The organism is Pseudomonas sp. PDM31 (assembly GCF_019218965.1).
Lineage (GTDB): Bacteria > Pseudomonadota > Gammaproteobacteria > Pseudomonadales > Pseudomonadaceae > Aquipseudomonas.
The window spans coordinates 59062-81646 of sequence record NZ_JAHUWS010000017.1; the positions used below are offsets into that span (position 1 = coordinate 59062).

Annotated in this window: 18 protein-coding genes; 4 read left to right on the forward strand and 14 right to left on the reverse strand. The window is 52.3% G+C overall.

The features are described from left to right. Positions 1-191: 191 nt before the first annotated feature. Together KW839_RS25735 and hutH are read right to left on the reverse strand one after the other, a co-directional pair. Positions 192-1439: an OprD family outer membrane porin gene (locus KW839_RS25735; protein WP_256352840.1), complete on the reverse strand. Its 1248-nt coding sequence runs from the start codon at positions 1437-1439 to the stop codon at positions 192-194. Between the two features lie 515 nt (positions 1440-1954). Then, the gene (hutH, locus tag KW839_RS25740) at positions 1955-3478 is read right to left on the reverse strand and encodes a histidine ammonia-lyase (protein WP_218425843.1); all 1524 of its coding nucleotides are present in this window, start codon (positions 3476-3478) and stop codon (positions 1955-1957) included. Between the two features lie 255 nt (positions 3479-3733). Between hutH and KW839_RS25745 the strand changes: the two genes are divergently transcribed. The 3 genes from KW839_RS25745 to KW839_RS25755 all read left to right on the forward strand — a co-directional run bounded on the left by KW839_RS25745 (position 3734) and on the right by KW839_RS25755 (position 5826). Further along, positions 3734-4153: a hypothetical protein gene (locus KW839_RS25745; RefSeq protein WP_218425844.1), complete on the forward strand. Its 420-nt coding sequence runs from the start codon at positions 3734-3736 to the stop codon at positions 4151-4153. Continuing rightward, positions 4153-4698 carry a hypothetical protein gene (locus tag KW839_RS25750; RefSeq protein WP_218425845.1) on the forward strand — a complete coding sequence of 182 codons (546 nt, stop codon included), beginning with the start codon at positions 4153-4155 and terminating at the stop codon, positions 4696-4698. Before KW839_RS25745 ends, KW839_RS25750 begins: the two co-directional genes overlap by 1 nt. A 219-nt stretch (positions 4699-4917) precedes the next feature. Continuing rightward, entirely contained in the window at positions 4918-5826 is a 909-nt protein-coding gene (locus KW839_RS25755; protein WP_218425846.1) for a MurR/RpiR family transcriptional regulator, read from the forward strand. 321 nt (positions 5827-6147) lie between these two features. On the opposite strand, the gene KW839_RS25760 is transcribed toward KW839_RS25755, so the two are convergent. The 12 genes from KW839_RS25760 to cysK form a co-directional block, all read right to left on the reverse strand. Next, positions 6148-6720, reverse strand: coding sequence for a HutD family protein (locus KW839_RS25760; RefSeq protein WP_218425847.1), 573 nt, complete (start codon positions 6718-6720; stop codon positions 6148-6150). A gap of 173 nt (positions 6721-6893) precedes the next feature. Continuing rightward, positions 6894-7697: an N-formylglutamate deformylase gene (gene hutG / locus KW839_RS25765; protein WP_218425848.1), complete on the reverse strand. Its 804-nt coding sequence runs from the start codon at positions 7695-7697 to the stop codon at positions 6894-6896. Further along, a complete protein-coding gene (locus KW839_RS25770; protein ID WP_218425849.1) occupies positions 7694-9187 on the reverse strand; it encodes a formimidoylglutamate deiminase in 1494 nt (497 codons plus the stop codon). The genes hutG and KW839_RS25770 overlap by 4 nt, the downstream gene beginning before the upstream one ends. A 494-nt stretch (positions 9188-9681) precedes the next feature. Continuing rightward, positions 9682-10554 carry a transporter substrate-binding domain-containing protein gene (locus tag KW839_RS25775; RefSeq protein ID WP_218425850.1) on the reverse strand — a complete coding sequence of 291 codons (873 nt, stop codon included), beginning with the start codon at positions 10552-10554 and terminating at the stop codon, positions 9682-9684. Positions 10555-10604: 50 nt separating this feature from the next. Continuing rightward, positions 10605-11387, reverse strand: coding sequence for an ABC transporter ATP-binding protein (locus KW839_RS25780; protein ID WP_218425851.1), 783 nt, complete (start codon positions 11385-11387; stop codon positions 10605-10607). Beyond that, positions 11384-12109 carry an ABC transporter permease gene (locus tag KW839_RS25785; RefSeq protein WP_218425852.1) on the reverse strand — a complete coding sequence of 242 codons (726 nt, stop codon included), beginning with the start codon at positions 12107-12109 and terminating at the stop codon, positions 11384-11386. The genes KW839_RS25780 and KW839_RS25785 overlap by 4 nt, the downstream gene beginning before the upstream one ends. Next, positions 12109-12831: an ABC transporter permease gene (locus KW839_RS25790; protein ID WP_218425853.1), complete on the reverse strand. Its 723-nt coding sequence runs from the start codon at positions 12829-12831 to the stop codon at positions 12109-12111. The genes KW839_RS25785 and KW839_RS25790 overlap by 1 nt, the downstream gene beginning before the upstream one ends. A gap of 81 nt (positions 12832-12912) precedes the next feature. Then, positions 12913-14592: a hydantoinase B/oxoprolinase family protein gene (locus KW839_RS25795; RefSeq protein ID WP_218425854.1), complete on the reverse strand. Its 1680-nt coding sequence runs from the start codon at positions 14590-14592 to the stop codon at positions 12913-12915. Beyond that, positions 14589-16679: a hydantoinase/oxoprolinase family protein gene (locus KW839_RS25800; protein ID WP_218425855.1), complete on the reverse strand. Its 2091-nt coding sequence runs from the start codon at positions 16677-16679 to the stop codon at positions 14589-14591. Before KW839_RS25800 ends, KW839_RS25795 begins: the two co-directional genes overlap by 4 nt. Before the next feature lie 388 nt (positions 16680-17067). Then, positions 17068-17859, reverse strand: a complete 792-nt coding sequence (locus tag KW839_RS25805) for an ABC transporter ATP-binding protein (RefSeq protein WP_218425856.1) — start codon at positions 17857-17859, stop codon at positions 17068-17070. Positions 17860-18001: 142 nt separating this feature from the next. Continuing rightward, positions 18002-19672: a urocanate hydratase gene (gene hutU / locus KW839_RS25810; protein ID WP_218425857.1), complete on the reverse strand. Its 1671-nt coding sequence runs from the start codon at positions 19670-19672 to the stop codon at positions 18002-18004. 633 nt (positions 19673-20305) lie between these two features. After that, on the reverse strand, positions 20306-21280 hold the full coding sequence (gene cysK, locus KW839_RS25815; protein WP_218425858.1) for a cysteine synthase A: 975 nt from the start codon (positions 21278-21280) through the stop codon (positions 20306-20308). 128 nt (positions 21281-21408) lie between these two features. Between cysK and KW839_RS25820 the strand changes: the two genes are divergently transcribed. Continuing rightward, the gene (locus KW839_RS25820) at positions 21409-22485 is read left to right on the forward strand and encodes a DUF748 domain-containing protein (protein WP_218425859.1); all 1077 of its coding nucleotides are present in this window, start codon (positions 21409-21411) and stop codon (positions 22483-22485) included. The last annotated feature ends 100 nt before the right edge of the window (positions 22486-22585 follow it).

The following is a 22585-nucleotide window of genomic DNA, read 5'->3' on the forward strand; positions in this document are numbered from 1 at the left end:
CAGCCACTACCTTCATCAGACAACCAGGTAACAAGCCAGATATAACGAGCCGCAGGCTAACCAACTAGGAAAGCCATGCACTTATAAACCAAGGGACTAACCACTACTGAGCATTAAAAAAAAACCGCCCCAAAAGGGCGGCAAATGATACTTCGAGACAAGCGGAGCAGCTCTCGAAGCCTTACACGCAATTAAAATATGTTAAGTGGATACTCTGTAACAAGCCGTAGCTCATGAACGTCTGGCTTGAAATCACTACGATAGCTGGCGGCTTTAACTTGAGTACTCAGCCCCTTAGCACGACCGGACTGCACAACATAACGCACCATAAAGTCAGTCTCCCACTCCTTGCCGTCACTGACAGTTTTGCCTACTTTTATGTTATCACCCATAGCATAGACGGTGGTAAATGTAAGACCCGGCAAACCTAATTGCGCAAAATTAAGGTCATATTGTAACTTCCAAGAATTTTCGTCTTCATTGACGGCATCCATGACCTGAATAAAGTTAGACAAGTACAAAGTACTTGTTCCATCAATAAGGTATTGATGCGGGCCTCGACCACTGACCTGCTGATTCGCTACAGTAAAGGTACTACCAAGATAGGAGTAGCTGCCTTGAAGACTGAAAACATAGTTATCCAAATCTCCGCCGAGCTCATCACCGATACTTTTCTGCTGATACGCATTGTATTGCAGGCCCACTGCCTGTTTAGCATCCAAGCTATGTAACCAGTTAATACCGATGAAACGGTTATCCCAGTAATTCTGTATGCTGGATGAATATAGAGAGGCACTGAGATCTTTGGTAAAATCGTACTTACCGCCTACGTAATCAGCCTCTTGCAAAGGTCCCGATGCCCGATCAGTCTGATCCCTACGTCGCAGGGAAGTTAAGTGACCCGCTTCGAAGAGAAGTTTTGAAATGTCTGTACTACTAAATGTCACACCGTCTACTGTTTCGGGGAGCAACCGAGAATCTCCGAGTGAGACCACAGGGTTTTTGACGATCTGACCACCTATTTTTAGAACACTATTTGACACTTTTACCTTAACAGCACCTACTGCCTTGGAGTATTGATCTTGAGCTTCGTCAACCCCAGGTATTCCCTTTCCTGAGCTTGCAAGAAGGCCAGTACCGATTCGATCGGAACTGCTATCAAGTTTCAGGCCGAACATGCCGATTGCGTCTACTCCGAAGCCAACGGTTCCAGGAGTATACCCGGAACTGAACTTAGCAATCGCACCCTGTGCCCACTCACGGCGCTGGCTCTGCTTGACATTTTCACCTGAAAAGTCACGATCATAGTAGTAATTTCGGTTAAGTATGCTGAGCGTGCTTTTCTTGACGAAGTCAGACTCCGAAATATCCGAAGCAAAAGTGGATGCACTCCCGAAAACCAGTATTGCCGCCAAAAATATAGCCATTAACACTTTCATAACCTACCTCTCTTAAGTTACGACACAAACAAAATTGTTTTTATTTTTACTGAGTAGTTATTATTCGTGCAGCACAAAACTCTGTGGACATCTCGCACAGTAGACAGCCAACCTTCCTGGTTCTTGGGTGTAAACTCCATCCGGAAAAGCCCGATAGCGCGCCCACGCCAATTGGCATAAAAACGCAGTCCGACTTTCACGAAAAAACTCTTTTATCAGTAGCTCTGTATATCAGCCCTACTGATAAAATTTAACGCTCAGGCCATAACCAGTTAAAACTTATACGCGTTTGAGTGCATTGCGCACGTCTACTTACGAGCATGTGGAAGCTGTCAAATCTTCACGCCAACATCCGCAAAACAAATCATATTTTCCAGGCGACCGGCAGATCAATTAATCAACTTAATATGGCGAGTTACGGAAGACCTCTGCCTCCTCAAGAATTCATCAACCCTATACAACTACAACAATTTAGCTGTCGCCCGCCACACGACAGCCTTATATTGTCTATATACTTACTGCATCGAAGCAAATGCGAACGGCGAATACTTCGCAAAATTGCCGCTTCGCACTAGGGTATAAGCAGCCAAAAGATCCGGCGCAAAGTACCTATCAGCATCGTAGTGAGTAACTTTCTGGCGGATTGTTTCCATCGTCAATTGGAGTGTTGGACTGGTCTTATTCGGAGCACGCAAGTCTACGCCCTGAGCCGCAGCCAAAAACTCGATAGCCAGAATATGCGCAACATTATCTGCAATATCGGTCAAGCGGCGGGCGGCGTAGGTCGCCATGGAAACATGGTCCTCCTGGTTGGCAGAGGTAGGGATTGAATCAACAGAAGCTGGATGCGCAAGTGACTTGTTTTCTGAGGCAAGTGCGGCAGCAGTAACATGAGCAATCATGAACCCAGAATTGATACCGCCATCTTTGACCAGGAATGGAGGCAGGCGAGAAAGCGTTGCATCAATCAAAAGTGCAATACGACGCTCAGCAATCGATCCGATTTCACAGGCAGCGATAGCCAGGTTATCCGCAGCAAAAGCCACTGGCTCAGCGTGGAAATTACCTCCTGAGATAACCTCTCCAGTTTCTGGAAAGATCAGCGGATTGTCAGAAACGGCGTTCGCTTCAATCAGCAGTATGTTGGCGGCATGCCGAATCTGATCGAGGCAAGCCCCCATAACTTGAGGCTGACACCGCAGGCTGTACGGGTCTTGCACTTTCTCGCAATCAGCATGTGACAGGTTAATCTCAGAGCCCTTAAGAAGAGTCCGGTAGGCTGCGGCAGCATCAATCTGACCTTGATGGCCTCGAAGCGCATGAATACGGTGATCAAAAGGTGCAACTGAACCCAACGCAGCATCGACCGACAGCGCACCTGCAACGAGAGCGGTGTTGAATAGGTCCTCAATCGCAAACAGATTTTGTATCGCGAGAGCAGCGGATGCTTGGGTTCCGTTAAGCAGCGCGAGCCCTTCCTTAGCTTGCAATATAAGCGGATCAAGCCCTACGAGTTTCAATCCATCGAGAGCGCTCATACGCTCCCCCTTCACATGCACCTCACCGAATCCGATCAGCGTGGCTGACATGTGGGCAAGAGGAGCCAGGTCACCAGAGGCGCCTACGGAGCCTTTCACAGGAATTACAGGAAGCACGTCAGCATTGAAGAGCTTGACCATGGCTTCCATCACTTCCAGACGGATACCAGAGTTGCCACGACCAAGGCTAGACAATTTGAGCGCGATCAAAAGGCGAACCACCGGTCGCGGCATTGGCTCACCCACACCCACCGAGTGAGACAGCACCAGATTTTTCTGGAGCAACTCAAGCTGGTCGCTAGGAATGTGCGTGCTTGCCAGCAAACCAAAACCTGTGTTGATGCCGTACGCAGGCGCCCCTTTGGCAACAATTGCTTGAACGGTACGAGCACCTGCCTCGATAGCGTCGAAGCTGGCCGGGTCGAGTTCGAGAGAGACGTTTTCACGCGCAATACGGCGCAGCTGGCTCAAGGTGAGTTTGCCAGGCGTTAGCTTAATCATGCCGATTTCTCCAATGAATGAATGACGAATGAACGATGGACGAAATATACATGAATGTATTTTTTCATTCAACATCAAGTGAGAAATTGTCAAAACCACTCACAGAAGCCAGCAAAACAAGGGTTTCAGCCTGAAAAAACGTCTGAGCAGTCCCCGCAAAAACCTCCATTCGTCCGATTCATTGCACAGATGAATGAAATGTTTTATTCTTTGTCTCGCAACACAAATAAAAACTTTCAGAACGATGGAGTTCACATGTCAACCAACCTGCTCGAGTTTCACGCGCCGGGCCCGGACATCAAGTTCCGTGTCCAACTGCTTAACCAAGAAAACCCTGACGTCATCGCACAGGTTCTTGAGCAACTGCCACTTGATACCGTGCTGGGTCACGTCGTCATTTCTGGCGAAGCCATTTGGATGCCAACCAAGATCGTTCATTTGGGCAAGTCGAATATGGTGAAACGCTCGCCCGGCGCTGTGTATCTGTACGCTCCAGGCCAAACAATTTGCCTGACCTATGGCGCCATCACTGAAAGCGCGTTGGTCAACAAATTCGGGCAAGTTCTCGATAGTGACCTGCCAGCACTGGAGAAACTCGGCGAGTTTGTCTTCGCACAGACGATCACCGAGCCGCGCCGGAGTGTCATCAACATCACCGTTCGGAGGGCTTCATAATGTCCGGTATTAAGAAATTTGAAGGTAACTGGCGCGAAGCCAAAGCAGAAATCGATCGCCAAGTCGAACGCGTATGGCTGTCAGAACCTGAAGAAATTCAGAAGATCCGCTGGGGCATCATCGATAGCGGCGCCGGCAGTGGCCAACAATCTTTCAGCGTCTTGGTCCACCTCGAAGCTTATTTGATGTTGGTAGGCGCAGACGTAACCTATCGCTTTCTCAAAGTTTCCCAGTATCCGGATGTAGAGCTTCCGACGCTCATTAAGATGACTCGTGAGTTTCTGACCGGTACGTTTAACGTGTTCGAGTTCATGACCGACTTGGGTCTGACGAACATGCACGAGATCGGGCAGATGTTTAGCGATGCTCTCGACACCTTGGAAACCAAAGAAGAATACGTCCAGCTCACCGGCTCGATGATGACCTACGTGATCCGTATGCACCGCTGGATCCACTTCATTTTTCCATGGAATTTGGGCGTTGCCTTCCCTCACCGCCAGCCCGAAGAGGTTGCAGCGATCGCAGGAATCTTGGTTAAAGCGTGAAGATTTACATTCAGTAATAGGCGATGCGATCCTTGCCCATTGATCGCACGTAGCGCCCCGTCCTTCACCTCGCATGATGCTATGGTGAAGTCGGGGCACAATTTTGCAACATACCAAGTCTGATTGCCTTGTTACCCTGTACATACGATACCGATCTTGCTTTGCCAGCGAGTAACATGCCAAGCTTGCTAATATTTACTCTCAAACTTGGAGATAACCTTGGCCGTCAGAGCTCGTAACCCGAAAAAAAAGTCTGATGCGCCTGGACCTCAAGCGTCCGCTGATCCTACGTTACTGCGTAACGAGCTTGAACGAAGGCTTGAGGGTCGGCGCTTAACTCCTGCTCACCGCCGAATCACGCAGATTCTGGTGCAGCATGCAACCGACATAGGTTATCTGACCAGTATGGAGTTGGCCCAACTGGCAAATGTAAGTCAGCCATCAGTGTCTCGCTTTGCAGTGGCATTGGGGTTCGACGGATTTCAAGAGATGCGCCGTGCTCTTCGCTCTCTCACTGAACCTACCCCAACAGCAGACAGTAACACCCGTAATGCCAACAAGTATCAGGCCGCCGCGGCAGCAGAAGCGCGCAATATCATGGAGTTGTCAGAGCAACTTGAGGATATGACTCGTATAAGGGAGTTTGGAAGCGCGCTTGCCGAATCAACTCCACTAGTGGTTTTAGGACTACGTGCATCAGCGGGGCTTGCAACTCAGTTTGCCTATTTTGCAGCTAAAGTCCACCCGGATGTACGCCTCATTACTAATGGCGGATCGCTTGCCGAGGACCTGATTGAGCAGGCAAAAGGTGCTGGCGCAACATGTATTCTTGCTTTTGCCATGCCATTGTACCCTCGCGAAACAATACAAGCGCTTCAATTTGCTAGGCAGCTCGGCCTTGGTCTTGCTGTGGTTTCCGATCCAGGATTTCCAACTCAAGGACTCATTCCAGATTTCAATATTTCAACCCAGATTTGTTCGTCGTTGGTTTTCGACTCAAGCGTATCTAGCGCTTTTCTAGTTACAGTTCTGCTGGAAGCGATGTGCGATGCTATGCCGGACGGTGGGGAAGCTCGCCTAGAAGCAGGAGACCGGTCATCTATGCGCAGAAAGGTGTTTATACGCTGATGCCTATATTTCCCGGCGTGCTCAACCGTTGCCTCTTGACTTTATTATAAGACATTGTATTAGGTACAATGATCGGCCTGAGTCGTATAGGCACTCTCCAGCTAACGCCATTATCGTCTATTGCGATGACGCACGTTATTAATGCTTATTCTTGGTCGAGTTAGGCGCGTGGTTAATCGCGTCATCGACGATAGCGTCCTGGCGCAGGGGATAGGTCTTTTCCCTACAAATAATTGTTGATGATTGTGAGGGTTTTATCGGCATTTCATCACTACCACCCAATTAACCATTTCAATCACGACATCCCCTAGCAACAGTGAATCAGCGTGGGGTCAGCTCTATTACACAACACTGACCATTGACAGATATTTCTTGCAATTCGACATTACTGCTAAATTGTAGACAATCATGCCGACCCAGCACTTCATCCGTGCTATCACCCAACTTGATCTGTACCTGTTCAGCGACACTGAAGATCAGCACCGAACTCGCCGAACTGAAAAAACGCTGCTTACCCTCAAGCCATTGCAACCTGGCGCTGAAGCGCTCTGGTGCATAGATCAGATTGAAGTCAAGAATCGGCCCGCCGAATAATGCGCAATAAACCAGGCACTCGCCACTGAAGGTAAACGAGTCCAGTGGTAACAGTAGCCGCGTATCCTGGCCATCGACCAGCAACATCATGCCCTGGCCCTGCAGCACCGTGATGACCCGCTGATAACCAGCGAAGGTAGAAAACCCGCCTGACTCACCAATATCGGCAATCGACAGGCGCCAGCCGAAGCTGTCCAAGTCGTCACCGGCATCGCGGGCAATTTCTTTCGTGCTGCCACCGCCGTTTTTCCAGGGCATACGCGGATAATTAGCCGCGCGCAAAACGTTCAACTGACTCATGTATCTCTCTCTATTTATGAAGCAGTTATCCCAGGCGATAACCGAAAGCCGACAGCCGAGCGGTGGAGCGCTGTACCGGACACTTTAGGGCGCCTGCAAGGCGCATAATCATTGCCCGCTCAGCGGCTGTATACCTAACCATTGCAACGCGCCTTGTCACCAACAGGTGAGAATTAGCCGGGCTTGAACCCCATGAACTGCCCAACTAGCGCCGCCAGCACCGGTTTCAACTGAGCAGCCAACTTCTCGTTAAGCGCATAGGGTGCTACCTCCTGCATGTAGCTACGCTGCGCCAACTCAAGTTGAATCGCGTGGACTTGTTGTTCAGGCTTGCCGTAAGTGCGAGTGATATGCCCCCCCTTGAAGCGGCCGTTCAACACCGCAGACATGTTCGGCGCAGCATCCTTGGCAGAGGCCAGTAGAGCCTCAGCGATGCCAGCCGCGCATGAGGTCGAGTTTGCCGTTCCAAAGTTGAACACCGGCAGTTCTCCGTCGAATAGATGGGGGATAACCGATCGAATCGAATGGGCATCCCAAAGCAATGCATAGCCATAGGCGGCTTTGATACGATCGAGCTCTGCCTGCAAAGCTTGATGGTATGGGTGCCAATAACAAATAAGGCGATGTGCTATTTCCGCCTCATTTGGTGCCTGTCCTTCAAGGTACAGGGGCACGCCGTCGAATGTGGTGAGCGGACACAGGCCGGTAGTGTTCTGGCCGGGGTACAGGTTTTCACCATCGGCCGGCCGATTGAGGTCGATTACATATCGCGAATACACCGGCCGTAGGACTGATGCGCCCAAGGCGATAGCAAAGTCGTATAGCGAGTCGATATGCCAGTCCGTGTCGTCGACGGCAAGCCCGACAGGGCTGAATCGGTGACACAGATCGTCCGGTAGATGGATTCCCACGTGCGGCATTGAGATCAACAGTGGACCGAAACCCTGTTGCAAGGTGAATACCACGTCGTCACTCATACAGCCTCCTTCAACAATACGGCAAGGGCAGCGCGATAGTCGTACAGAGCGTTAACCTGCAGAGCGTGTTGGCCGTTATCGATGATTTTTTTTCCGCCGACGAAAACGTCGCGAACCGGATTACCGCCATGCTCACAAAACACCAGCGCAGAGAGCAGTTGTCGCTGATTGTTCTGGTCGACATTAGGCGCATCACTGTCGATCACAACAAAGTCTGCGCGCTGCCCCACAGCCAACCCCGCTACGCGCCGGCCGGTTGCTGCGGCACCGCCAATCACCGCCTGACTGAACAACCGGTCGGCGATTACTGGCGCCTTGACCTCGGCCAGTACGTTGCGGCGTCGGTGCAGTAAGCGCTGGCCATATTCAAGTAGACGCAGTTCGGACCAAGGATTAACGGTGATATTGCTATCAGAGCCAATCCCCCAGCGACCGTTAGCGGCTAGGTACCGAGGGGCATCGAATAGACCGTCGCCCAGGTTAGCCTCGGTCGTGGGGCACAGGCCTGCCGTAGCACCACTACGAGCGAGGTTGCTGTATTCAGTGTCGATCATGTGCGTGGCATGCACCAGGCACCAGCGGCTGTCCACAGGTTGGCGCGCGAGCAACCATTCAACCGGACGCTGACCGAGGGTCACAATGCAGTCATCGACTTCCTGGGTTTGCTCGGCGATATGAATGTGGATCGGCGCTTGCGCGTCATCGTCGTTCAGACCGTCGAGTAACGCCTTTAGCGACACTTCAGACACAGCGCGCAAAGAGTGCGGTGCCACGCCATAGCGCAGATTGGCGTGTTCGGGCATAGATGCTTTCAGTCGCTGGCGCAGATCAAGAATCCACTCTGGAGAAGAGATGAAACGCCGTTGGTGGGCCAGGGGCTCGACCTGACCAAAACCGCTGTACTGATAGAGAACCGGCAACAACGTAATTCCAATACCAACCTCCTGCGCCGCGATGACGATACGCTGCGCAAGTTCTGCTGGATTATCATAAGGTCGTCCGTCGGCATCGTGGTGCACGTAGTGAAATTCACACACCGACGTGTAACCGGCCTTGAGCATCTCGATGTAGAGATGGCGGGCGATGGCCTGCATATGCTGCGGCTGCAGACGCTGGGCAAACCGATACATTAATGTGCGCCAACTCCAGAACGAGTCAGATGGATCGCCCATGGTTTCTGTCAGTCCGGCCATGGCACGCTGGAACGCATGAGAATGCAGATTCGGCATGCCGCTGACTACTAACCCCCTTGCAAGGGGCGTGTCCTGGCTGCGGACAGCATCAACATTTATCTCGGTCAGATCGCCAGTCTCATCCCAGCGCAGCAGAACATTGTCGTGCCAACCATCGGGCAACAACGCACGCTCGGCAAACAAACTGCGATGGGCCAGCACGGGGGTTGAAACGCGATCAACAGCAGTATCCAAACAGCATCGCACTTTACGATAACCTCGCAAAAGACAAGCAAAAATGGGCAGTTCAACCAGCATCGCGTGCCAATAAACTTTGCAGAAAGCTGCGTGTTCGCGCTTCCTTGAGTTAGGTGAACAACTGAGCCCGAAGGCACCTCGACGATTGCACCTTAGTCCTGAATCGACGCCGAGTTTGGTAACCGCCTCAAGGACTTACAATGAGATCTTGTAAGAGATGCCATACGCGACTTGAATCGCCTCGGCACCCTCCAACGGACAATTATACGGAAGGCCCTTGTTATGACGAGACTTTTACTACGGTCGGGCAAGCATAAAAACTGTGGAGTAACCGGTATATCTGGCTACAGCTGAAAAAATGAGAGCTGTTGTGATTTACTTTAAAAATACCCTGCCGCATACCAACATGCGGCAGGGCTTAGTGCCTGTATCAGCGGGACACCACTGATTAACTTCAACATAATTTAAGTAATAATCAGCAATCAACCTCTAAATTTTAAGTCAGTAATGCCCAGCTTTCAATCAACACCAACAGGCTAGAGCAGATGTAAAAGTCAATCGATCGGTGTCACGTCCATATGGAACGTTTGCTCCGATAGTCTTTTGATTGTACCGTCCGCTCGTGCTTCTTTAATCGCTTTGTCAAACATTGCTTTAAGCTGCGTGTCACCTTTACGCAGCCCAATTCCGGCACCTTTCCCTACCACGCCTCCGTGGAAGCACGGACCAGCGAGCACCATGCCCTCGTTACCGGGTTTCGCGGCGGTGCCCAACAAAGAGTCTTTAGCACCAATCACGGCATCCACCCGACCCGCTAGCATATCCAAGTCTCGCGCTTCTGGGCTTTTGTATTGCCTGACGGATACACCCTTCAAGTAGTGACTAGCAAACTCTACCGAGGTACCAGAGGAGAGTGTACCTACCGTTTTCCCGCTTAGCGCAATTTTAACCTCATCTAGGGCTTTTGTAGAAAGGGCCTCATCCATTAGAGATATCTTCCTATCATCCGCTGGCAACTTAGCTGCCAAATCACCGCCCTTCAGAGTGCCAAACGTATAACACAAGGCTGCATAAGGAATGGAAAAATCAATAACCAGTTCGCGCTTAGGAGTGATCGCCATATCATTGATAATGGCATCAAATTTACCGGCATTCAGTGCAGAAATCATGCTATCAAACGATTGAGCTGCAAATGTACACTTCACCTTCATGCGATTACAGAGATCGTTCGCGAGATCAATCTCAAACCCAGCAAGTGTCCCATCAGGCTTAGTGTAATTCCAGGGAACAAAGCCACCCTCTGTCACGATTCGGATTTCCTTCGGAGGCGCGTCTTCCGCAGCAACTCCGAAACTTGCGCCCAACGTTGCTGCCAATATCGACGTAGCAAGTACCAGGCGTGCACATCCAGGAAAAGATTTTGTCATTATTTTAGCCTTCTTAGAGTAGTACCAGGGGTGTTTTACAACTATCAAACTTATCCAGCAAGAAATTGTTTGAGTCGAACAGAACGCGTCCCACCGAATATTTCATCCGGGGTTCCCTCGTCCTTCACTAAACCTTGATCCATAAAAACCACTCGGCTAGACGCCTCCCGAGCAAAGCCCATTTCATGGGTAACTACAAGCATCGTCCGGCCCTCCTTCGCCAAACTCTTCATGACCCTCAGCACCTCACCGACCATCTCTGGATCTAGAGCTGAGGTTGGTTCGTCAAACAACATCAAAGCTGGACGCATTGCCAGTGCACGCGCGATGGCAACGCGTTGCTGTTGGCCTCCAGATAGGTGTGCCGGGTAGGCGTTTTCTTTGTTTGATATGCCGACTTTATCAAGCAGCTCCCTCGCCTCCTCCAAACACTCTTTTTTTGGACGGCGCTGTACGTACATAGGAGCCTCGATAATATTCTCGAGTACTGTTTTGTGCGACCAAAGGTTGAAGCTTTGAAATACCATCCCAACCTTTGAGCGAATCCTTTCTACCTGTTTATTATTATATTTCCTCGGCGCACTACCCCCACGAAATGAAATATCCAGGCGCTCACCAGCAACCACAATACTTCCCGCATCCGGAGTTTCAAGTAAATTTATACAGCGGAGTAGCGTCGACTTTCCCGACCCGGAGGAACCAAGTATTGAGACTACCTCGCCCTCCCGCGCTTGGAGCGAGATGCCTTTTAATACCTCTAAGCTTCCATATTGCTTACGAATATCCGTCAACTCCACCGCAGCAGGTGGGAGGAGATCATATACGTTACTCATGCTATTTTCTCCTTGATACTTGGAGAATGTTCAAAAACTGGCGGCCGCAAATTAGCGCTCAGCTTATATTCAGTCCAACGAACTACGCGCGTCATCATGTAGCTCATAGCGAAGTAAATTATCCCTGCAGATACATATACTTCAATCGGCCGATATGTCTGCGAAGCAATTGTAGTAGCTATACCTGTGACATCCATAAGTGTCACCAGGGACGCAAGGGCTGTCGCTTTCACCATAGCTATGAGTTCATTTCCATAAGCAGGAAGTGCTTGCCTCATTGCGAGCGGAGCGATGATCCTCCGCATCCTCATTAACCGAGACATTCCGCAAGCGGATGCAGCTTCAAGCTCTCCGCGACTTACAGATTTCAATCCCCCACGAATAATTTCCGCAGCATATGGAGAGGTATTAATCGTCAGAGCCAAAAGAACGCACCAAAATGGCTCACGAAGAAATGGCCAAAACACACTCTCGCGAACAACCGCGAACTGGCTTACCCCATAGTAAATTATAAATAGTAGAACCAGTAGGGGAACGCTTCGAAATAGCTGAACATAGAACCATGCAACAGCTCTCACCAACCTAAAAGAGGAGAGACCTAATAGAGCAACTACAAAACCTAGGAGCCCACCCAAAACAACACTGATAACAGCAAGCCCAATCGTAAGTGGTAGCCCAGGTAACAACTGAATGAATGTTTCATAGATAAACTGGAAGTCCATCACGCTCTCCCTAACAGGTTAAGTGAGTGGCGTCGCTCAACACGCTGAATCGCTAATGTCGATCCCGTACACAGGATGAAGTAAATCAGCGCAGCTGCCAGGTAAAAATCAAACGGTAACCGAGTAGAGCCGGCGCCTACCTGAGCTTGTCGCATCAGTTCAGCCAACCCTGTCACTGATAGCAGAGAGGACTCCTTCAAAGCGCTGAGCCAGACGTTACCTAACCCTGGTAGCGCATGTCGTAACGTTAATGGCGCCACGATTCTTCGAAAGCGCAAATACCGCGGCATACCGCATGCGACGGCAGCTTCGATTTCGCCTTTATAGACTGCGTTAAACCCGCCTCTCAACACTTCGGTCCCTTGCGCACCCGATGTGACTGCGATCGCAATAGTACCGGCCAAGAAAGCAGGAAAGCTGGCGAAGCCGGACGAACCAAACAGAGGTTGGAACCAAGTGAGAACCGCGCTACCGCCAAAGTAAATTACATAGATAATCAGCAAGTCCGGTAGACCGCGAATTACAGTAGTGTAGGCTCCCGCAATGTCTGAAAAAGGCCTACGATTGGACACTTTGGCCCAAGCCCCGAATGTGCCAACAACCATGCCAAGCAGCATCCCGCAAATGGCCACAGCGAGCGTCACTGCTGCGCCGTGCAGTAGAGTCATACCCCAGCCGTTTGGGCCGAACCCAACGACCTCTAAAAAGCTAACTTCGTTCATGGCGGTTATGTCCTGTTAGATGACCGGATTTGCTAATTTGTCTTCGCGCATTGGACGCGATGACGCGGCGCACCTGAGAGGCTAGATTTCTAGCCCATAGATGTCTCTGGCAGCAGCCTCTGAAATCCGTTCTTCCTTCAGGTCGCGGATCACCAATTCGCGCGACCGAAGTCTCGGATCACCGAAACCACCTCCTCCTGCTGCAACCATTCCCACTGCTTGACCTGCCTGAAGCACACTCTTACGGCGATCGAGTGGTGGAGCGCCGTCTGGCATCTCGACCCGGGCGGGAGCACCGCTATGTCCACTGAAAAGACCGTACGGAGGCAACTGGGTATTCGTACCACCAGCGGAAATGTTCGCAACATGATCCAGCACCCTCACGCGCCGTCTCATCGTCATTCCGCCGCGAAATTTTCCGGGGCCTCCCGAGTCCTGCATAAGCTCATAGCACTCGACCATAACCGGGTGTTCCGTCTCTAGTGCTTCAATGGGTAAGTTCGCAGTGTTAGTTGTATTAACCTGGACTCCATCAAGCCCATCTTTACCTGCGCGCGCTCCCATTCCGCCGCCCTGCATTTCGTTATATACATAGAATTTACCGGTTCGTGGATGCAGGCCACTGGTTGTAAGCAGAATGCCTCCCGTAGATGCGGCAGCTATACGCTCCGGCAACACCGGGGAAAAAGCAGCGAAAATCATGTCCACCAGACGCATGGCGATATCAGTTCGACTATAAACAGCGGCAGGCGCTGTCGAATTCAACACACTTCCCACAGGAGCCGAAATGTGGATTGGCCTTTGAAATCCCGAGTTCGCCGGGATTTCAGGATCGATCAATGCTTTGACTGCAAAAAAGACCGTTGCCTGAAGGGCGGTAAACACCATGTTGATAGGTGCACGGACTTGGGCCGGAGCATCCGGAAACTCAAGGAACAAGTCGTCTCCCTGGACAGTAGCTCGCACCTTCAGGTCCAATATTTCGTCAATCAGATTCGTGTCAAACTCATGCTGAAACTCATATACGCCATCTGGAATCTGAGCAATACCAGCACGTGTTCGACGTTCCGTATAGTTCAGAATCTCTTTAGAAACTTCAGCAACAAGTTTACTGCCATAGCGTTTGCACAGATCCTGTAAGCGTTGGACACCAAGGCGATTGGCAGCCATCTGAGCGCGGAAGTCACTTTTACGCTCATGGGGCACTTGGCAATTGAGCAGAATGAGATCCATCACGTCATCTTGGAGGGTCCCTTCTTTGTAAAGTCGCACCGGAGGGATACGAAGCCCCTCCTGAAAGATGTGAGCGTGACCGCGATCCACAAAATCCGAATGGTGAGCGAGGTTGGCAACCCATCCAACCATTTCGTCCTCGATGAACACCGGCTCCATCAAGACAATATCATTCAGATGCGTCCCACCCCCCGTGTACGCATCATTACCTATGAATACATCACCTGGACGAACTGTTGACATATCGTGGTGTTCAAGCACGTATGCGACGATACCCAGCAGTGAACCCAGGTGAATAGGAATGTGCTCAGCTTGGGCAATTGTGTTCCCGGCTGTGTCGAACAGCGCGGCTGAGCAGTCCTGACGTTCCTTGATGTTCGTAGAGTATGCAGATCGAATAATTGCCTTACCCATCTCTTCCGCAATGGTTGAAAGCGCACTCCCAATGACGGCAACGGTAACTGGATCAAGCTTCACAGCGTACTGATTTTCCGACTGCAAGACAGATGTCGATTTATTGAGGTTCATACACGCTCCTCGATAATCAGATTGAGGTAAGAATCGACACTCGCAATCTGGCCGGGAAGAACCAGCGTCGTTGAGTCCATTTGATTGATAATCGCGGGACCGTCAATGACATGTCCTGGTCCCAGCTTCTCTCTGGCGTACAGGGGACACAACGTAAACCCTCCGGATTCAGGAATCCAAACGTCCCGAACCTCATCGACAGCATCTTCAACTCTAGAGAGCGCTACCGGCTGGGCTTGAAATTTTGCTTTTTCTACTCGCCCCACAGCAGCAACCCGAAGTGTTGTCACTTGGACTGGCTCTGTCGTCGCGATGTATCCGTAGGCGAGAAGGTGGGCATCCTCAAATGCTCGGCGTAACGTCTCAATCGTGTCGCAGTCAAATTTACCTACCGGGCAAGGTACGGCTAACTCAAAACCTTGACCTCCGTAGCGCATGTCCAGGGAGCGTTCGAGGCTACGGCGCTCCCCTTCAATCTCCTCTTCTTCAAACCAGCAGGCAATATTTTCTTCTAACTCTGCGAAACCTGCTTCCAGGCTTATGCAGCTGCTTTCTTTGAGAGGAAGCAGGCGCGTCAATGATGTGGACGTGCGCAGATCGGTCAACAACAATCCCAGCGCACACATAACCCCTGGATACTTGGGAATGACAATTTTCGGCATATCGAGCGCACGTGCCAATCGCGAGGCATGGATGGGGCCGGCACCACCGAAGGCAAACATTGCATAGTCGCGAGGGTCGTGTCCGCGCTCAACAGATACCACTCGGATAGCCTTTGCCATGTTGGCAATCACCACGCTGATAATACCTTGCGCAGTTTCCATTACGCCCAATCCGAGCCGCTCTCCAAGTCTCGCAATAGCCACTTTGGCTTTCGCCTGATTGACACCTAGACGTCCATTGAGCAAAGCAATCGGGTTCAGAATTTGGAGGACGACGTTTGCGTCGGTCACAGTCGGCTCATCGTCGTTTCCGCGGTCAAAGCAGATAGGTCCGGGGTCTGCAGCAGCACTACGCGGCCCAACTTGCAAAAGGCCACCTGCATCCACATATGCAATTGAGCCTCCACCAGCACCAACGGTGTTGATATCGAGCATAGGAAGCTTAAGCGAGTGGCCATGAACGACAGCCAGGTTCGAAATGCTCGGAGTACCGTCTTTGATAAGCGATACGTCCGTTGAGGTGCCCCCCATGTCGAACGTAATCAGATTATCGAACCCAGCTGTTTCCGCGATGGCAATAGTACCCATCACGCCCGCGGCTGGACCTGAAAGCACAGTCCTGGCCGGAAAACGCTGAGCAGATTCGGATGAAATAATCCCGCCATTGGATTGAGTAAGATGTACTGGTGATGCGACGCCGATCTCGTCAAGTCTCGGCTTCAGGCGTTGTAGATAGTCATTGATGACCGGCCCAAGGTAAGCATTCACAACGGTAGTGGAAAACCGTTCATATTCACGGAACTCCCGCGCCACTTCGTGCGAGAGGGTGATGTAGGCACCAGGAATCTCTTCTTCGACGATTCTTCTGGCGCGCAGTTCATGTTCTGGATTGACGTAGCTGAACAGAAAGCAGATCGCGATTGACCGAACGCCCTTATCGCGCAGCTTCCGCGCAACAGCACGAACAGCATCTTCATCCAACTCTTGGAAGACAGCTCCATCAAACAAGATCCGCTCGCCCACCTCAAAGCACTTATCGCGTGAAACAATGGGCTTTGGCTTTTCTGTCTGCAAGTCGTAGAGCGAGTCCCGTTTCTGACGCCGCAACTCAAGAATATCGCGAAAACCTGCTGTCGTAATAAGACCCGTTTCCGCGCCTCTTCCCACGATGAGAGCATTGGTCGCGACTGTCGTACCATGACCAAAGTAATGGACATCCGCAGCGTGACCGGAAACCAGTGATGCTTCTTGCAACCCTTGTTCGACTGCGATCGCGATGCCCTTGGAGGGGTCCTGAGGGGTGCTGCTCACCTTCCAGACAGAGATTTCGCCTTTGATTTCATCAAACAGGCAAATGTCTGTGAAGGTGCCTCCAGAATCGACGCCAATGCGAAGGCGTAGACGGTCAGCGGTTGAGGCGAGCATAGATCGTGCGCTCCAAAAATTATTCTTATGTGTAGCGTTTTACGAGCGAAAGCCACTTGAATGAATTGTAACTATCTATACCACCTTTGCAAGCATAAAATTATACATTCACGACGAAGGGACAGCCTGATTTGGCAGCTTGTATCAATTCGCATACTCACGCCTGGCAGGGGGCCAGAGCGGCGGTATCGCCAAACGCCGCTCAATATTCTGCATGAAGCGCGCACCAATCTCGGCAATAGCCACTCCGAGCATTCCTGATAAGGGACTCGTCGCCACTGACCCGTGAGGCACTACTACATCTACGACAGCCGCTCCTACGGATTTGGCTGTGGTTTCACCTAGCTCGATCGTGCTGGAACTGCCCAGAATTGAACCATCTCAGCGATTAACCAGCGCTGCGCTCTTGATGACTGGATATGAACTGACGAAAACGATCCGTTGGCACCCCTTCGAACAGCTCGGCCGGGGTACCTTGGCAGTCGATCTTGCCGTCTTGCATAAACAACACACGATTCGAGACATTACGTGCGAAACCCATTTCATGCGTCACCACCAGCATCGTGCGCCCTTCTTCCGCTAACGACCGCATTACCCGTAGTACCTCCCCTACCAGCTCTGGGTCGAGTGCAGAGGTAGGTTCGTCGAACAGCATCACCTGGGGATTCATAGCCAATGCCCGCGCGATCGCCACCCGCTGTTGCTGGCCACCAGAAAGGTGTCCTGGATAAGAGTCGCGCCGATCATAAAGCCCCACCTTGTGCAACAATCTGTGAGCCTCCTCTATACATTCCGAACGTGAGTGCTTCAGCACGTGTAGGGGGCCTTCGATAACGTTCTGCAAAACGGTCATATGCGACCAGAGATTAAAACTCTGAAAAACCATGCCTAACTTGCTGCGAATCTTTTCGACCTGCCGAGCATGGCGCGGCGACTGGCCTCCATCACCGCGTCGCTTCATTTCGATGGTTTCACCATCTACCACGATTGAGCCTTCATCGGGTGTCTCTAGCAAATTAATACAACGAAGCAGCGTACTTTTGCCTGACCCACTGGCCCCAAGAATGGAGATTACGTCCCCCTTATGAGCATCCATCGATATTCCGTTCAGCACCTTGCTTGCGCCGAAAGCTTTATGAATATTTGATACTGACAAGGCTGCGCTGCGTTGAGAAATCATGACTAGCTCCGCTGAACTCAGGAGAAGAGAGGAGCATGGGCAAGTGTATTTCGCACCACTTGGAATACCCCATGCTCTCAATACCGTTGGAAACACTTCAAATGCACGCCCAAGGCAGTATTTGAAGAGCAATCTATTACCGTCAGCTCGAAAGCATTGGCAGGTTCAGCCCCTGTTCCTTGGCGCAATCGATCGCGATCTGGTAACCCGCATCGGCATGGCGCATGACGCCGGTCGCCGGGTCGTTGTGCAAGACACGAGCGATACGCTCGGCCGCTTCGTCAGTACCGTCGCAGACAATCACCATGCCCGAGTGCTGGGAGAAGCCCATGCCGACGCCGCCGCCGTGGTGCAGGGAAACCCAGGTCGCGCCGCTTGCGGTGTTGAGCAGTGCGTTGAGCAGTGGCCAGTCGGATACGGCGTCGGAACCGTCCTGCATCGATTCGGTTTCACGGTTCGGGCTCGATACGGAACCTGAGTCCAGGTGATCCCGACCGATCACGATGGGCGCGGACAATTCACCGCTGCGGACCATTTCGTTGAACGCCAGGCCGAGCTTGGCGCGCAGACCCAGGCCAACCCAGCAGATACGTGCCGGCAGACCCTGAAAGCTGATGCGCTCGCGGGCCATGTCCAGCCAGTTGTGCAGGTGCGCGTCGTCCGGGATCAGTTCCTTGACCTTGGCGTCGGTCTTGTAGATGTCTTCAGCGTTGCCCGACAGCGCAGCCCAGCGGAACGGGCCGATGCCACGACAGAACAGCGGACGGATGTAGGCCGGTACGAAGCCTGGGAAGTCGAATGCGTTTTCCACGCCTTCTTCCTGAGCCATCTGACGGATGTTGTTGCCGTAGTCGAAGGTCGGGATGCCCATTTTCTGGAAATCCAGCATCGCTTTAACGTGCACAACCATCGATTGCTTGGCCGCCTTGACCACCGCAGCCGGCTCGGTCTTGGCGCGAGCGCGGTATTCTTCCCAGGTCCAGCCGGCTGGCAAGTAACCGTTCAGAGGGTCGTGAGCGCTGGTCTGGTCGGTAACCATATCCGGGCGCACACCACGACGCACCATTTCCGGCAGGATTTCAGCGGCGTTACCCAGCAGGGCGATTGAAATCGCTTTGCCTTCTTTGGTGTATTTTGAAATGCGGGCCAGCGCGTCGTCGAGGTCGGTGGCTTGCTCATCGACATAGCGGCTGTTCAGGCGGAAATCGATGCTCACTTGTTGGCATTCGATGTTCAGCGAGCAAGCCCCGGCCAGAGTTGCCGCCAGAGGTTGAGCACCACCCATGCCGCCCAGACCTGCGGTCAGGACCCAGCGACCTTTCAAGTCATTGTTGTAGTGTTGGCGACCGGCTTCAACGAAGGTTTCGTAGGTTCCCTGGACGATGCCTTGGCTGCCAATGTAGATCCAACTGCCAGCTGTCATCTGGCCGTACATGGCCAGGCCTTTGGCGTCGAGTTCGTTGAAGTGCTCCCAACTCGCCCAGTGTGGCACCAGATTGGAGTTGGCGATCAGTACGCGCGGGGCGTTGGTGTGGGTCTTGAACACGCCGACCGGCTTGCCGGATTGCACCAGCAGGGTCTCGTCGTCGTTCAGGTTGGTCAGGCTTTCAACGATCTTGTCGTAGCATTCCCAGTTACGTGCCGCGCGACCAATGCCACCGTAAACCACCAACTCCTTAGGGTTCTCGGCGACTTCCGGGTCGAGGTTGTTCATCAGCATGCGCAGCGGCGCTTCAGTCAGCCAAGATTTAGCGGTTAGCTGGTTACCACGTTGTGCACGGATAACAACGTCGCGGAATTTGCTATTGGACACGGTTCAACTCCTGTGCGCTTGTTTGTTTGAACAGGAGTGATGTGAAGGGCGCACTTACATCATCCTGTATATACAGGCTGATGCAAGCCAAGGGCCAGAGCGACTCTACGTGTATAATTATTTTCAGAAAATGAAATAAACACCTATAAATCAATGAGATATGATTTCTAGTAAATTTTTAACGGCTAACTTTTTCCAGCTTCTGATGAGCTGACGTGCAAAAGCTCGGCGAAATATGTAACCAAACTACTCACTACCAGGTCTAAGACAACAAAAAAACGGAGTGATGGGTAACTCGGTTACTACACTGATCGATCTGACAGGTTTAGATATCGTTAGCGATTCGTTTTTACATAATTTCATACATGTCCGCGATGCGACTCTCCCTTGGAGGGTTTCTGATGGCCATCGCATACAGCATTGGTGTACTGAGGACCTGAAGGAGCCGGCTACGATAGCGCGGTGTCGGCATATCCATGATGACTGACAAACCGCGATCGCTGGCAAGCCAGCTACAGGTCTGCTTCCCGGACAGATAATCACCCGAACAGCCAATACCCCAGAAACGTCAGCCCCACTACCGCCAACACCGGGCGCATCGCGCCCGGATCAACCAATCGCCTGAATGCCGCCTTATGCCTGGTTTTCCTTCTCGGTGAACAGGTCACTGAACAGCATGCTCGACAGGTAACGCTCACCGGAATCCGGCAGGATCACCACGATGGTCTTGCCCTGCATTTCCGGGGTCTCCGCCAGGCGCACCGCGACAGCCATGGCCGCACCGCAGGAGATACCGCACAAAATCCCTTCTTCCTGCATCAAGCGCAGGGCCATAGCCTTGGACTCGTCGTCGCTGACCAGTTCGACCCGGTCCACGATCGACAGATCGAGGTTTTTCGGCACAAAACCGGCACCAATACCCTGGATCTTGTGCGGGCTCGGCTTGATCTCTTCACCGGCCAGCGCCTGGGTGATCACCGGCGAGACGGCAGGCTCCACGGCCACCGAGATAATCGGTTTGCCCTGGGTATTCTTGATGTAGCGCGAAACGCCAGTGATGGTTCCGCCTGTTCCGACACCGGCCACCAAAACGTCGACCGCACCGTCGGTGTCGTTCCAGATTTCCGGCCCGGTGGTCTTTTCATGGATGGCCGGGTTGGCCGGATTATCGAACTGTGCCGGCATGAAGTATCGGGATGGATCCCCAGCGACAATTTCGCCGGCCTTCTCGATGGCACCTTTCATGCCCTTGGCCGGTTCGGTCAGCACCAGTTCGGCGCCCAGGGCCTTGAGCACTTTGCGTCGCTCGATACTCATGGACGCCGGCATGGTCAGCATCAACTTGTAACCACGGGCGGCGGCTACGAAGGCCAGGCCAATACCGGTGTTGCCGGAGGTCGGTTCGACAATGGTCATGCCAGGCTTGAGTTTGCCGGTGCTTTCGGCATCCCAGATCATGTTCGCGCCGATCCGGCACTTGACTGAGTAACCCGGGTTACGCCCTTCGATCTTGGCCAGGATGGTCACGCCGCGCGGGGCGATGCGATTGATCTGCACCAGCGGTGTATTGCCGATGGAATGGGCGTTGTCTGCGTAAATGCGGCTCATGGCTGGGTCCTTACTACAGCATTTGATAAGCGCACAAAGGTATGCCTGTTACCTGTAGTCGTCCAGTCAGGTCGAACGTCCAGTTGTTACAGGAGTCAATGCCTTTAGATCGCCAGAGATTTGCCACCATGAAACGTCGATACAGTTGGCCCCTATGGACCTTCGCCGGCCTGATTGTGCTGCTGATTGCCCTGCATTTCGCGCTGCCCTATCTGGTGCGCGACTACCTCAACGACCGCCTCGCGGACATGGGTGATTACCGCGGCCAGATCACCGATGTGGACCTGGCCCTGTGGCGCGGCGCCTACAAAATCAATGGCTTGAAGATCGTCAAGGTCGACGGCAAGGTGCCGGTTCCGTTCGTCGATGCACCGTTGATCGACCTCTCGGTCAGCTGGCACTCACTCTGGCATGACCATGCGGTAGTGGCCGAGGTGACATTCGTCCGGCCTGAAGTGAATTTCGTCGACGGTGGCGCCAACAAACAGAACTCTCAAACCGGCCAAGGCACCGACTGGCGCGCCCAGTTGGGCAAATTGCTGCCGATCACCCTGAACGAAGTAAAGATCGATGACGGCAAGATCAGTTTTCGCAATTTCAATTCCAAACCTGCGGTGAACATGAACGCCACCAAGGTCGATGCGAGCATTTACAACCTGACCAATGTCGTCGATACCGAAGGCAAACGTGACGCACGCTTCGAAGGCAAAGCCCTGTTGCTGGGGCACGCACCACTTGAAACAAGCGCCACTTTCGACCCGCTGAGCAATTTCGAAGACTTCGAGTTTCGCCTGCGCGCCCGGGACATCGAACTCAAACGGTTGAACGACTTCGCAGCGGCCTATGGCAAGTTCGACTTCAACGCCGGCCACGGCGACGTGGTGATCGAAGCGCAGGCGAAAAAAGCCAGGTTAACGGGCTATATCAAGCCGCTGTTGAAAGACGTCGATGTGTTCAACTGGCAGCAGGACGTGGAAAACAAAGACAAAGGGATATTCCGATCCATTTGGGAGGCCATAGTCGGGGGCTCTGAAACCGTTCTGAAGAACCAGGGCAAAAACCAGTTCGCCACCCGCGTCGAACTGAAAGGCAACGTACATCGGCAAGATATCAGCGCATTCCAGGCGTTTTTGCAGATTTTACGTAATGGTTTCATCCAGGCATTCAATGCACGGTATGAGAATCCCAAGCCGGATGCCGGCTGAGTCAGGATGTGACGCTCCATTCAGAGACTGAATAAGCCGTCTGCGTTCACAGTCGACCGGGCAGCGCGTTATAGTCGGGGCTGACATTTTATTGCGCCCC